Consider the following 12,561-nt stretch of genomic DNA (forward strand, 5'->3'; position numbering starts at 1 on the left):
CACCACCGCCTTCGCCCTCGTGGCGGCCAGGGCGGCCGCGGTGAGGGCGAAGGCGGTGGTGGCGGCGTGGCGGCGCAGGCGGCCGCGCGGGCCGCCGATCGCCCGGCGCCAGGCGCGGCCGTGCAGACGGCGCATCAGCGCGTCGTCGGCGTTGCCCCGCTGGAAGCGGGCGCTGGACCAGAAGCCGTCCTGCCGCAGCGGATGCGTGGTCACGCGCGCGCCCCTGACGAGCCGGTGGCCCGCCGCCCGCACCCGCAGGGCCAGGTCGGCGTCCTCCCGGTACGCGCGGGGGAAGCGCTCGTCGAAGCCCCCCACGCCCCGCAGCGCCGACACCCGGTAGGCCATGTCCGCCGTCGGCCACTCGGCCGTCTCCAGACCGGCGGTGTGCCGCTCGGCATCGGTGGGCGGGCGGCCCCGGGGCAGCGGCACCACGATGCGGCCCTGGCTGCCCGCCACGTCGTCCGGCAGCCCGGCCAGGTCCTTCCACACCGCCTCGGCCCACCCGGGCTCCGGCACCACGTCGTCGTCCAGGAAGGCCACCCACGGCGTCCCGGCGAGCCGCCAGCCGGCGTTGCGGGCCGCCGCCGGGCCCCGGCCGCCCGACCGTACGACGCGCACGTGCGACGGCAGCGCGAGCGGCGGCGACGGGTCGGGCCGGTCGTCGGCCACGATGATCGGCAGGTCCGTCCCCAGCGAGGCGAGCGTGGCCGCGAGCGACGGCCGCCCGATGGTGGGGATCACCACGGTGATCACGATCCGAACACCTCCCCGCGCCGCACCAGGTACGGCCCGAGCGCGAGCACCTCGACGGGCGAGGAGCCGAAGCACTCCAGCGCGTCACGCGGGTCGTCCACCATGGGCCGGCCCGCCGTGTTGAGGCTCGTGTTCACCACCACGGGCAGCCCGGTGCGCGTCTCGAACTCGGCCAGCATGCGCGCCAGCAGCGGGTTCGCGCCGGGGGAGACGGTCTGGACGCGGGCCGTCCCGTCCACGTGCACCACCGCCGGGATCCGGTCGCGCCAGTCGGGGTGCACGTCGTGCACGAACAGCATGTACGGCGAGACCGCCGGCCCCCGGCCGAAGATCTCGCCGGCCCGCGACTCCAGCACCATGGGCGCGATCGGCCGGAACTGCTCGCGGCCCTTGACGTCGTTGAGCCGCTCGGTGTTGCGCGCGTGCCCCGGATGGGCGAGCAGCGACCGCTGTCCCAGCGCCCTCGGCCCGTACTCCGACCGGCCCTGGAACCAGGCGACGATCCGGTCGGCGGCGAGTTCGGCGGCCACGGCGGCGGCCAGGTCGGCCGGCCGCGAGTGCGGCACCCGGGCCACCTCCAGCCACGCGCCGATCTCCTCGTCGGTGAACCCGCGCCCGAGCGCGGCGCTGCCCATCGGCGCGGCCGGCTCGCCGTGGGCCTGCGCCAGGTGCAGGGCGCCGCCCAGCGCGGTGCCGGAGTCGCCCGCGGCCGGCTGCACCCACACCTCGTCGAACGGCCCCTCGGCCAGCAGCCGGGTGTTGGCCACGCAGTTGAGCGCGACCCCGCCGGCCAGCGCCAGCCGCCGCTCACCGGTGCGCTCGTGCAGCCAGCCGGCCAGCTCCAGCAGCACCTCCTCCAGCCGTGCCTGGACGCTGGCGGCCAGGTCGGCGTGGTCGGCGGTCCACGGCTCGCCCCTGCCCAGCGCCTTGGCGTAGCCGTTCCAGTCGACGGGACCGGCGCGGAAGCCGCCGTCGCCGGTCGTGCAGATGAGCTCACGCAGCTCGCCCAGGTGGCGCGGCGTCCCGTAGGAGGCCATCGCCATCACCTTGTACTCGTCGCTGGAGCGCAGGAAGCCCAGGTGCTCGGTGACCTCCTCGTACAGCAGCCCCAGCGAGTGCGGCAGCCGCTGCGCGGCGAGCACCTCCAGCTCGCCGTCGCGGTAGCGGCCGGCCAGGTGGGAGACGTCCTCGCCGCGCCCGTCGCACACCAGCACCGCGCAGTCGCGCCACGGCGAGGCGAGCCCGGCCGAGGCGGCGTGCGCCACGTGGTGCGGCACGAACCGCACCTGCGCCGGGTCGAGCCCGGGCAGCGCCGTGGCCAGGAACAGCGGGGCGCGCACCGCGTAACGGGTGCGCAGCTCCTCCCAGTCGCCGTCGGGCGCCTGCCGGACCAGGGCGGGGTCGTAGGAGTAGGCCACCGCGTCGATGTCCTCGGGCCCGATGCCGGCCTCCCGCAGGCACCAGGCGGCGGCCTGCTCCGGCAGCTCCCACGCGGAGAACGGCAGCGGCCGCTTGCCGTGCTTGCGGCGGCTGAACCGTTCCTCCTCCGCGGCGGCGACCACCTTGCCGTCCGCCACGAGCGCGGCGGCCGGGTCATGGAAGATCGCGTTGATGCCGAGAAATCTCATCAGTCTCCTCCCCCTGCAGGATTGGAGAACCGCTACCGAGAGGAGCGGCTCTCAAACATGGCCTAAGCCCGGGAAATGCGGAAACACCTGCGCCAAAGGGGTATTGATTACTCTAAGTAGTTGTTTGCCGGACATGTGGCCGGGTAGCTGCCGGGCACGCGACGGAGGTGAGCAGTGTTCGAACAACGACGTCCCGGGGCCGTGCTCTTCGACCGCGACGGGACCCTGATCAGGGACGTCCCGTACAACGGCGACCCGGCCAGGGTGACCCCCATGCCGGGCGCGCTGGAGGCGCTCGGCAGGCTGCGCCGCGCCGACGTGCCGGTGGCGGTCGTGACCAACCAGTCGGGCGTGGCCAAGGGCCTGCTGACGCCCGACGAGATGGAGCAGGTCAACGCCCGGGTCGAGGAGCTGCTCGGGCCGTTCGACGCGTGGGCGATCTGTGTGCACGACGACGGCGACGGCTGCACCTGCCGCAAGCCCGCCCCCGGCCTGGTGATCAGGGCGGCCGCGGTGCTCGACGTGAGCCCGCGCGACTGCGTCGTCGTGGGCGACATCGGCAGGGACATGGAGGCCGCCAGGGCCGCGGGCGCCCGCGGCATCATGGTGCCCACCGCGCTGACCCGGCGCGAGGAGATCGAACGGGCCGCCGAGGTGGCCGCCGACCTGCTCGACGTGGCCGACCGGGTGCTGAGCGACGCCGTCACCGTCGCCGCCGGCCCGGCCGCCCACACCGTCGGGTGGAGCCACTGGTGAGGATCCTGCTCTGGCACGTGCACGGCTCGTGGACGACCGCGTTCGTACGGGGCCGCCACGACTACGTCCTTCCGCTCGTCCCCGGCCGTGGTCCTGACGGCCGGGGACGGGCCGCCACCTACGACTGGCCCGCCACCGCCCGCGAGGTGCCCTGGGACCGGCTCCGCGACGAGCCCCTCGACCTGGTCGTCTACCAGCGGCCGCACGAGCTGGAGCTGGCCCGCGAATGGCTCGGCCGCGATCTGCCGGGCGTCTACGTGGAGCACAACACGCCCATCGGCGACGTGCCCCGCACCCGGCATCCGCTGGCCGATCGCGACGACGTCCCCCTCGTGCACGTCACGTACTTCAACGAGCTGTTCTGGGACAACGGCCGGGCGCCCACGCGGGTGATCGAGCACGGCGTCCCCGATCCCGGCCACCTCTACACCGGTGAGCTGCGCAGAGCCGGCGTCGTGGTGAACGAGCCGGTCCGGCGCACCCGCGTGGCCGGCACCGACCTGCTGCCGCGCTTCGCCGCCGAGGTGCCGCTCGACCTGTTCGGGATGCAGGTCGACGGCCTGCCGTACGGCACGTACGAGGACCTGCCGCAGGAGCGCATGCACGCCGAGCTGGCGCGGCGGCGCGTCTACCTGCACCCCTACCGCTGGACCTCGCTCGGGCTGGCGCTGATCGAGGCGATGACGCTGGGCCTGCCGGTGGTGGCGCTGGCCGCCACCGAGGCCGTCGAGGCGGTGCCGCCGGAGGCCGGCGTCATCTCCACCCGCGTGGACGTGCTCGCCGACGCGCTCAGGGGCTTCGCCGACGACCCCGAGCGCGCCGCGCAGGCGGGCAAGGCCGCCCGCGCCGCCGCGCTGGCCCGGTACGGGCTCGACAGGTTCCTGCACGATTGGGACCACCTGCTCGAAGAGGTATGACCCGATTTCGCCTGGGTAGGCGCGATGAGCATGATGACGATGCTCGAATGGTCACGCAGGGCCGCCTGCCTGGACCTGGACCCTGAGCTGTTCTTCCCGATCTCGCACCAGGGCCCCGGCCAGTCACAGGTGGAACGCGCCAAGTCGATCTGCCGGGACTGCCCGGTGCGCCGGCCCTGCCTCGACTACGCGATCAGCAGCCGCCAGGCGCACGGCGTCTGGGGCGGCACCGACCCCGAACAGCGGCGGGCCCTCATCCCGAAGGCGATGCCGCCGCCAGGAAGCGCGCCCGCTCGTCCGCTTCGAGGTGGTCGCTGAACAGCACCCCGTCGAGGTGGTCGGTCTCGTGCTGCATGACCCGGGCCAGCACCCCGAGCGCGCGCACGGTCACGGGCTTGCCGAACATGTCGCGGCCGCGCGCCGTGACCATGTACGCGCGTTCCAGCGGCCACCACACGCCCGGCGCCGACAGGCACGCCTCGTCGGCCGTGATCCGGCGCTGCGACAGCTCCAGCCTCGGATTGATCAGATGGCCCGACGCGCCGTCGTACGCGTAGACCAGCACGCGCAGCGGCACCCCGAGCTGGGGAGCGGCCAGCCCGGCCCGCCCCTGACCGGCGCGCAACGTCGCCGTCAGGGACTTGACCAGCCTGCGCAGCTCACGATCGAAGTCTTTCACCGGCTCCGCCACCGAGCGGAGCGCCGGATCGCCGAACATCCGGATAGGCAGCACCGTCACCCGCAACTCCCCGATACGTCGCGTCGCACACCCAGGGGTTTCCCGCGCGCGGGGCTCGCCAACCGCACGGGTTCCGGGTTGTAGCACGGCGGTAACAGTGCCGAAACGCCCCGATCGCAGGATCGGACATGTGATTTCACCATCGGCTCACGCCCGTGTGATGCCCGGCAGTCCCGGCGAGGTGCCCGCATGATCCTGGAGACCGCGCCCGACGCGCTGGCGGGCTTCACCGTCGGCGTCACCGCCACCCGGCGGCGCGAGGAGTTCGGCGCGCTGCTCGAACGGCGTGGCGCGCGCGTGCTGAGCGCCCCGGCGATCAGGCTCGTGCCGCTGGCCGAGGACGCCGACCTGCTGGCCGCCACCCGCCGCAGCCTGGAGGGACCGGTCCACGACGTGGTGATCACCACCGGCGTCGGCTTCCGCGGCTGGATGGCCGCCGCCGAGGGCTGGGGGCTCTCCGGCGACCTCGGCGAGCACCTGTCCAGGTCGCGCCTGCTCACCCGCGGCCCGAAGGCCAGGGGAGCGGTGCGCGCCGCCGGGCTGAACGACCACTGGACCCCGCCCACGGAGTCGTGCGACGAGGTCAAGCGCTACCTGCTCGACCAGGACCTGCGCGGCCGCCGCATCGCGGTGCAGCAGCACGGCGAGCCGCTCACCGACTTCGTCGACGACCTGCGCCGCGCCGGGGCCGAGGTGATCGAGATCCCCGTCTACCGGTGGCTGCCCTACCGCGACCCGTCGCCGCTGCGCCGCCTCATCAGCCAGACCGTCTCCGGCGCGGTCGACGCGGTGGCCTTCACCAGCGCCCCCGCCGTGCACGCCATGCTCGGCGCGGCCCGGGCCGACGGGCTGGAGGACGGGCTGCTGGCCGCGTTCGCCGGGCCCGTCGTGGCGGCCTGCGTCGGCCCGGTCACCGCCGCGCCGCTGGCCGAGCGCGGCGTGCCCACCCTCCAGCCCGACCGCTCCCGGCTCGGCGCGCTGGCCCGCGCGCTGGCCAGGCACCTGCCCGAGCACTCCGTCACCCGGCTGGACGCCGGCGGGCACCGGCTGGAGATCCGCGGCCACGCGGTCGTCGTCGACGGCGAGCTCAAGCCGCTGCCGCCCGCCCCGATGGCGGTGCTCAAACGCCTGGCCGCCAAGCCCGGCCACGTCGTCTCCCGCGCCGACCTGCGCACGGTGCTGCCGGGCAGCGCGGCCCGGGAGTCGGCCGAGCACGCCGTCGAGATGGCGATCACCCGCCTGCGCCGCGCCCTCGGCCCGTCCGGGATCGTCGAGACCGTGGTCAAACGCGGCTACCGCCTGGCCTGCGCCTACGAGGCCGGGCAGTGAGGCCGGCGCAGAGGCCCGCGCTGGTCCTGGTGGCGCACGGCACCCGCAGCGTGGAGGGGGAGCGCACCCTGGCCGCGCTGGCCGCCGCCGTCCGGCGGGCCCGGCCCGGCGTCCGCGTCGAGCAGGCCTATCTGGAGATCAGCTCCCCGCCGCTGCCCGCCGTGCTGGCCGCCGCCGGGGGCCCGGTGGTCGTCGTCCCGCTGCTGCTCGCGGGCGGTTACCACGTGCACATCGACCTGCCCGCCGTCGTCGCCGCGCACCGCCCCGACGCCGTCGTCGCGGGACAGCTCGGCCCGCACGACCTGCTCACCGGCGCCCTGGCCGGCCGCCTGGAGGGTGCGGGCCTGCGCGACGGCGACGCGGTCGTCCTCGGCGCGGCCGGCTCGTCCGACCCGTCCGGGCTGGACGACGTCCGCGCCGCCGCCCGCCTCCTGAGCGCGCGCCTGTCGCGGCCGGTCACCGCCGCGTTCGTCTCCTGCGGCGCCCCGGCGCTGGACGAGGCGCTGGAACGGGCCCGCGCGACGTCCGCCGGGCGCGTCGCCGTGGCCTCCTACCTGCTGGCCCCGGGGTTCTTCCACGGCCGGCTGCTGGCCTCGGGCGCCGGCCTGGTCAGCGACCCGCTCGGCGACCATCCCGGGGTGGTCTCCCTCGTCTGGCACCGCTACGACGCCGCCGTGCGCGCTCAGCCGGCGGCCGGCTCCAGCCGCAGCTCGCGGACGATCTCCTCGGCGCTCACGTCACGCTCCGGCACCCCGTACGTCCCGACGAACAGCTCGATGTAGGCCCGGTGGAAGCAGCCGGCCAGCAGCAGGCGCGCGCTCGCCCGCGGATCCACCTGCGGGGCGAGCCGCGACAGCCGCCGCTCGGCCTCCAGGTAGGCGGCCAGCGGCTCGACCTCGGCCCCCGGACCCAGCCCGGTGTCGCGCAGCGCCTGCCGGAACCGCACCGTCACCTGCGGCGAGGTGAACGCCGGCAGCGCCGCCGACTGCACCTCGACGTAGTGGTCGATGCCCGCGCGGGCCACCGGCGCCAGGTTGCCGCCGACCGTCCCCCGGCCGGCCCGGTGCGTGAGGTCGTGCAGCATCCGCAGCCACAGCGGCAGCCGATCCTGCAGCAGCGCCAGGAAGTGGTCGACCGAGCCGTCCACCCGGTCCCGGCGGAGCGGGACGGCCATCTCCAGGACGCGCCGCCTGGTGTCCTGGCTCTGGTGCGGATCGCTTCGTGAAGTCTGCGGATCGCCCTGTGAAGTCTGCGGATCGCTCTGTGAAGTCGCCATCGCCGGCCTAACGTGAGCAGCCACGTGAAACCACGATTATGACCCGCTTTGCCGGAAAAGTACGGCGGTTGGCCAGGTGTGCGCCGTCAGCTGTCCGTGTCGCGATCGCGCCGCCGCAGGTAGCGCTCGAACTCGGCGGCGATCGCGTCGCCGCTCGCCTCCGGCAGCTCCGCCGCGTCCTTGCGCTCCTCCAGCTCCTTGACGTACTCGGCCACCTCGCTGTCCTGCGAGGCGAGCTCGTCCACGCCGTGCTCCCAGGCGCGCGCCTCCTCGTCGAGGTCGCCCAGCGGCATGGGGATCTCCAGCACGTCCTCCAGCCGGCGCAGCAGCGCCAGCGTGGCCTTCGGGTTGGGCGGCTGCGCCACGTAGTGCGGCACCGACGCCCACAGCGTGATCGCGCCCAGCCCAGCCTCGCCGAACGCGTGCTGCAGCACCCCCACGATGCCCGTCGGCCCCTCGTAGCGGCTCAGCTCCAGGTTGGTCGAGCGGGCCAGCGCCTCGTCGGTGGCCCCGCCCAGGATCGGCACCGGACGCGTGTGCGGGGAGTCGTTGAGCAGCGCCCCCAGCATCACCGCCAGCTCCACCCCCAGCTCGCGGCAGACCTCCACGATGTCGGCGCAGAACGAGCGCCAGCGCATGTTGGGCTCGATGCCGCGCAGCAGCACCACGTCACGCTCGCTGCCCGGCGGCCGGGCGCGCAGCAGCCGGGTCGTCGGCCACACGATGGACCGCGTCAGGCCGTCGCCCATCTCCACGACGGGGCGGGTGACCTGGAAGTCGTAATAGTCGTCGGGGTCGAGCTCCGCCAGAGGCTCGGCCTTCCACGCGGACTCGAGATGGGCGATCACACCGCTCGAAGCCTCGCCCGCGTCGTTCCAGCCCTCGAACGCGGCAATGAGCACCGGGTCGACGAGCTCGGGGAGCCCTTCGAGCTCGATCACGTGTCGCCTCCTGTCTCCGCCATCCCGCTAAGCCTATGCGGTGGGGGCCCACTCATGTCACTCGGTAAGCGTGATCAGCGCCGCGTGCCTGCCGGGCATCCCACAGGAAATTCCGCGCGGGCGCAGCCGATAGGCTTTGCCCATGAGCATCTCCTCCTTCCGTGAAGTGCTGTCCCAGCGTGTGGTCGTCGCCGACGGCGCCATGGGGACGATGCTGCAGGCGCAGGACCCGACGCTCGACGACTTCCAGGGCCACGAGGGCTGCAACGAGGTGCTCAACGTCACCCGGCCCGACATCGTCGCCGGCGTCCACGACGCCTACTTCGCCGTGGGCGTCGACTGCGTGGAGACCAACACCTTCGGCGCCAACCTCACCGCCCTGGGCGAGTACGACATCGGCGCGCGCGTCTACGAATACTCCGAGGCGGGCGCCCGCATCGCGCGCGAGCGCGCGGACCACTGGTCCACGCCCGAGCGGCCGCGCTTCGTCCTCGGCTCGATGGGCCCCGGCACCAAGCTCCCCACCCTGGGCCACCTGCCGTACGAGACCCTGCGCGACGCCTACCGCGACAACGCGGCCGGCCTGATCGCCGGCGGCGCCGACGCCCTCATCATCGAGACCTGCCAGGACCTCCTCCAGGTCAAGGCCGCCGTCATCGGCGCCAAGCGGGCCATCGAGGCGGCCGGCCGCGACGTGCCGGTCATCGCCCAGGTGACGATCGAGACCAACGGCGCCATGCTCCTCGGCTCCGAGATCGGCGCCGCGCTCACCGCCGTCGAGCCGCTCGGCGTCGACGTCATCGGCCTCAACTGCGCCACCGGCCCCGCCGAGATGAGCGAGCACCTGCGCTACCTGGCCCGCCACTCCCGGCTGCGGCTGTCCTGCATGCCCAACGCGGGCCTGCCGGTGCTCACCTCCGACGGCGCCTACTACCCGCTGAGCCCCGGCGAGCTCGCCGCCGCGCACGACACCTTCTCCCACGACTACGGCCTGTCGCTCGTCGGCGGCTGCTGTGGCACCACCCCCGAGCACCTGCGCCAGGTCGTCGAGACCGTGCGCGGCCGCGAGAGCGCCGCCCGCCGCCCGCACCCCGAGCCGGGCGCGTCCTCCCTCTACCAGTCCGTCCCGTTCCGGCAGGACACCTCCTACCTGGCCATCGGCGAGCGCTGCAACACCAACGGCTCCAAGGCCTTCCGCGAGGCCATGCTCGAAGGCCGCTGGGACGACTGCGTCGAGACGGCCCGCGACCAGGCCCGCGGCGGCGCGCACATGCTCGACCTGTGCGTCGACTACGTCGGCCGCGACGGCGTCGCCGACATGAAGGAGCTCGCCTTCCGGCTCGCCACCGCCTCGACCCTGCCGATCATGATCGACTCGACCGAGTCCGAGGTGATCCGCGCGGGCCTGGAGATGCTCGGCGGCCGCGCCGTCGTCAACTCCGTCAACTACGAGGACGGCACCGGCCCCGACTCCCGCTTCCAGCGGATCATGCGGCTGGTCCGCGAGCACGGCGCCGCCGTGGTCGCCCTGACCATCGACGAGGAGGGCCAGGCGCGCACCGCCGAGTGGAAGGTCCGCGTCGCCACCCGCCTGATCGAGGACCTGGTCGGCAACTGGGGGATGAAGGTCGAGGACATCATCGTCGACTGCCTCACCTTCCCCATCGCCACCGGCCAGGAGGAGACCCGGCGCGACGGGCTGGAGACCATCGAGGCCATCCGCGAGCTCAAGCGCCGCTACCCCGGCGTGCAGACCACGCTCGGGCTGTCCAACATCTCCTTCGGCCTCAACCCGGCCGCGCGCATGGTGCTCAACTCCGTCTTCCTCAACGAGTGCGTCAACGCCGGGCTCGACTCCGCGATCGTGCACGCGTCCAAGATCCTGCCGATGGCGCGCATCCCCGACGAGCAGCGCCAGGTCGCGCTCGACATGGTCTACGACCGGCGCCGCGAGGGCTACGACCCGCTGCAGCGGTTCATGGACCTGTTCGAGGGCGTCGACGCCGCCGCGATGCGCGCGGGCAAGGCCGAGGAGCTGGCCGCGCTGCCGCTGTGGGAACGGCTCAAGCGCCGCATCATCGACGGCGAGAAGAAGGGCCTGGAGGCCGACCTCGACGCGGGCCTCGCCCAGCGGCCCGCGCTGGAGATCATCAACGAGGTGCTGCTCGACGGCATGAAGACGGTCGGCGAGCTGTTCGGCTCCGGCCAGATGCAGCTGCCGTTCGTGCTGCAGTCGGCCGAAGTGATGAAGAACGCCGTCGCCTACCTGGAACCGCACATGGACCGGGTCGAGGGCGAGACCAAGGGCCGCATCGTGCTGGCCACCGTCAAGGGCGACGTGCACGACATCGGCAAGAACCTCGTCGACATCATCCTGTCCAACAACGGCTACGAGGTCGTCAACCTCGGCATCAAGCAGCCCGTCTCCGCCATCCTGGAGGCCGCCGACGAACAGCGCGCCGACGTCATCGGCATGTCCGGCCTCCTGGTCAAGTCGACCGTCGTGATGAAGGAGAACCTGGAGGAGATGAGCTCCAGGGGCCTGTCCGACCGCTACCCGGTGCTGCTCGGCGGCGCCGCGCTCACCCGCGCCTACGTCGAGCAGGACCTGGCCGAGCTGTTCCCCGGCGAGGTGCGCTACGCCCGCGACGCCTTCGAGGGCCTGCGGCTGATGGACGCCTTCATGGCCGTCAAGCGCGGCGTCGAGGGCGCCACGCTGCCGCCGCTGCGCGAGCGCCGCGTCAAGACCGGCGCCGTCCTCGACCGCACCCCCGTCGAGGAGCTGCCCGCCCGCTCCGACGTGGCCGCGGACAACCCGGTGCCCACGCCGCCCTTCCACGGCGACCGCATCGTCAAGGGCATCCCGCTCGCCGACTACGCCGCCTTCCTCGACGAGCGCGCGCTGTTCCTCGGGCAGTGGGGGCTCAAGCCCACCCGCGGCGGCGACGGCCCCGGCTACGAGGAGCTGGTCGAGACCGAAGGGCGGCCGCGGCTGCGCATGTGGCTGGAGCGCATGCAGACCGAGGGCCTGCTGGAGGCGGCCGTCGTCTACGGCTACTTCCCGTGCGTGAGCGACGGCGACTCGCTGATCATCCTCGACGACAAGGGCGACGAGCGCACCCGCTTCACCTTCCCGCGCCAGCGCCGCGACCGGCACCTGTGCCTGTCCGACTTCTTCCGCGGCAAGGACTCCGGCGAGGTCGACGTGGTCGGCTTCCAGGTCGCCACCATGGGCAGCAAGATCTCCGAGGCCACCGCCGAGCTGTTCGCCAAGGACGCCTACCGCGACTACCTCGAGCTGCACGGCCTGTCGGTGCAGCTCACCGAGGCGCTGGCCGAATACTGGCACGCCCGGGTCCGCTCGGAGTGGCGGATCGGCGGCGAGGAGTCCCTGGACGACATGCTCAAGGTCAACATCCAGGGGTGCCGCTACTCCTTCGGCTACCCCGCCTGCCCCAACCTGGAGGATCAGGTCCAGCTCTTCCAGCTGCTGGACCCGGAGCGGATCGGGGTCACGCTGTCGGAGGAGTTCCAGCTCCACCCGGAGCAGGCCACCTCCGCCCTGGTCGCCCACCACCCGGAGGCCAAGTACTTCAACGTCTGACATCGTTCCGGACGTTCCGTCCGGCCCCGGGGCCGGGGCCGGCATCCACGATCTCCCGGGCGGCGGCCCTGGCGGGCTGCCACCCTGCCTGCCCTTGAGCACCCTGGGCGAGCCGGGCCCGCCGGGTCCTGGTCCAGCGTGCCCCGGGCGCCGGGTCCTGGTCCAGCAGGCCCCGGGCGCCGGGTTCTGCTCCAGCGGGCCCCCGGGTGCCCGGTCCTGGTACAGGGGCCCTGGCATCGGGTCCTGGCATCGGGTCCTGGCATCGGGTCCTGGCATCGGGTCCTGGTCCAGCGGGCCCCAGGTGCCGGGTCTTGGTGCGGCGGGTCTCGGGCGCCGGCTCCTCAGGTGGGTCTGTCTGGATCGTGGCCGCGCCTGGTGGAGGCTCCGGGCGGGCTTGTAGGGGCTCGGGCGCGTCTGCCGGCGTCGTGGCCGCCCTCGAAGGGGACGGCCGTCTGGCTGGTTGGCCGCTGCTGCTGGTTCCCGGGCGCGGCCGGGCTGGGCTCGGGCCGGGGCTCCGGGGCCGGGTTCGGGTACGTCGCCCGGTCCGGCGCCTCGCCCGTCCTCACCGAGCCGGTGGGGGCGCCTGTGATGCGGGCGGGATCCGGGCCCCTGTGGGGG

At 73.8% G+C, this 12,561-nt stretch carries 11 protein-coding genes and 1 pseudogene; 6 read left to right on the plus strand and 6 right to left on the minus strand.

Features of this window, described 5'->3' with window-relative positions:
• Both ADY59_RS43215 and ADY59_RS43220 read right to left on the minus strand, forming a co-directional pair.
• A partial coding sequence (locus tag ADY59_RS43215) for a glycosyltransferase family 2 protein (protein ID WP_049575874.1) occupies nucleotides 1-753 on the minus strand: 753 nt, incomplete at its 3' end.
• The gene (locus tag ADY59_RS43220) at nucleotides 750-2,381 is read right to left on the minus strand and encodes a carbamoyltransferase family protein (RefSeq protein ID WP_049575877.1); all 1,632 of its coding nucleotides are present in this window, start codon (nucleotides 2,379-2,381) and stop codon (nucleotides 750-752) included. The genes ADY59_RS43215 and ADY59_RS43220, both read right to left, overlap by 4 nt.
• 174 nt (nucleotides 2,382-2,555) lie before the next feature.
• Between ADY59_RS43220 and ADY59_RS43225 the strand changes: the two genes are divergently transcribed.
• The 3 genes from ADY59_RS43225 to ADY59_RS49335 are packed head-to-tail and all read left to right on the plus strand — an operon-like array spanning nucleotide 2,556 to nucleotide 4,372.
• Entirely contained in the window at nucleotides 2,556-3,137 is a 582-nt protein-coding gene (locus ADY59_RS43225) for a D-glycero-alpha-D-manno-heptose-1,7-bisphosphate 7-phosphatase (protein ID WP_082310843.1), read from the plus strand.
• Nucleotides 3,134-4,054 (plus strand): glycosyltransferase, encoded by a 921-nt coding sequence (locus ADY59_RS43230; RefSeq protein ID WP_049575880.1) that lies wholly within the window; start codon nucleotides 3,134-3,136, stop codon nucleotides 4,052-4,054. The genes ADY59_RS43225 and ADY59_RS43230 overlap by 4 nt, the downstream gene beginning before the upstream one ends.
• Before the next feature lie 33 nt (nucleotides 4,055-4,087).
• Nucleotides 4,088-4,372 (plus strand): WhiB family transcriptional regulator, encoded by a 285-nt coding sequence (locus ADY59_RS49335; protein ID WP_082310844.1) that lies wholly within the window; start codon nucleotides 4,088-4,090, stop codon nucleotides 4,370-4,372.
• Here ADY59_RS49335 and def read toward each other — a convergent pair.
• Nucleotides 4,308-4,793 (minus strand): peptide deformylase, encoded by a 486-nt coding sequence (def, locus tag ADY59_RS43235; protein ID WP_049575884.1) that lies wholly within the window; start codon nucleotides 4,791-4,793, stop codon nucleotides 4,308-4,310. The two genes, ADY59_RS49335 and def, sit on opposite strands and share 65 nt — an antisense overlap.
• Nucleotides 4,794-4,982: 189 nt before the next feature.
• Here def and ADY59_RS43240 point away from each other — a divergent pair, with 189 nt between their 5' ends.
• Together ADY59_RS43240 and ADY59_RS43245 are read left to right on the plus strand one after the other, a co-directional pair.
• On the plus strand, nucleotides 4,983-6,122 hold the full coding sequence (locus tag ADY59_RS43240; protein ID WP_049575887.1) for a uroporphyrinogen-III synthase: 1,140 nt from the start codon (nucleotides 4,983-4,985) through the stop codon (nucleotides 6,120-6,122).
• Nucleotides 6,119-6,904: a sirohydrochlorin chelatase gene (locus tag ADY59_RS43245; RefSeq protein WP_049575890.1), complete on the plus strand. Its 786-nt coding sequence runs from the start codon at nucleotides 6,119-6,121 to the stop codon at nucleotides 6,902-6,904. Before ADY59_RS43240 ends, ADY59_RS43245 begins: the two co-directional genes overlap by 4 nt.
• Here ADY59_RS43245 and ADY59_RS43250 read toward each other — a convergent pair.
• A complete protein-coding gene (locus tag ADY59_RS43250; RefSeq protein WP_231619168.1) occupies nucleotides 6,805-7,398 on the minus strand; it encodes a hypothetical protein in 594 nt (197 codons plus the stop codon). The genes ADY59_RS43245 and ADY59_RS43250 overlap by 100 nt on opposite strands.
• Before the next feature lie 86 nt (nucleotides 7,399-7,484).
• Nucleotides 7,485-8,339, minus strand: coding sequence for a PAC2 family protein (locus tag ADY59_RS43255; RefSeq protein ID WP_049575894.1), 855 nt, complete (start codon nucleotides 8,337-8,339; stop codon nucleotides 7,485-7,487).
• 142 nt (nucleotides 8,340-8,481) lie between these two features.
• On the opposite strand from ADY59_RS43255, the gene metH reads away from it, so the two are divergent.
• A complete protein-coding gene (metH, locus tag ADY59_RS43260; protein ID WP_049575897.1) occupies nucleotides 8,482-11,943 on the plus strand; it encodes a methionine synthase in 3,462 nt (1,153 codons plus the stop codon).
• Nucleotides 11,944-12,284: 341 nt separating this feature from the next.
• Here the strand turns inward: metH and ADY59_RS53035 are convergent.
• Nucleotides 12,285-12,561: pseudogene (locus tag ADY59_RS53035) on the minus strand (hypothetical protein); the annotation flags it as partial.

The organism is Nonomuraea sp. SBT364, from assembly GCF_001083785.1.
Taxonomy (GTDB): Bacteria; Actinomycetota; Actinomycetes; order Streptosporangiales; family Streptosporangiaceae; genus Nonomuraea.

Coding starts and splice junctions, on each gene's coding strand:
- ADY59_RS49335 (WP_082310844.1), top strand. CDS start 4,088: ATGACGATGCTCGAATGGTCACGCAGGGCCGCCTGCCTGGACCTGGAC.
- ADY59_RS43250 (WP_231619168.1), bottom strand. CDS start 7,398: ATGGCGACTTCACAGAGCGATCCGCAGACTTCACAGGGCGATCCGCAG.
- metH (WP_049575897.1), top strand. CDS start 8,482: ATGAGCATCTCCTCCTTCCGTGAAGTGCTGTCCCAGCGTGTGGTCGTC.
- ADY59_RS43220 (WP_049575877.1), bottom strand. CDS start 2,381: ATGAGATTTCTCGGCATCAACGCGATCTTCCATGACCCGGCCGCCGCG.
- ADY59_RS43240 (WP_049575887.1), top strand. CDS start 4,983: ATGATCCTGGAGACCGCGCCCGACGCGCTGGCGGGCTTCACCGTCGGC.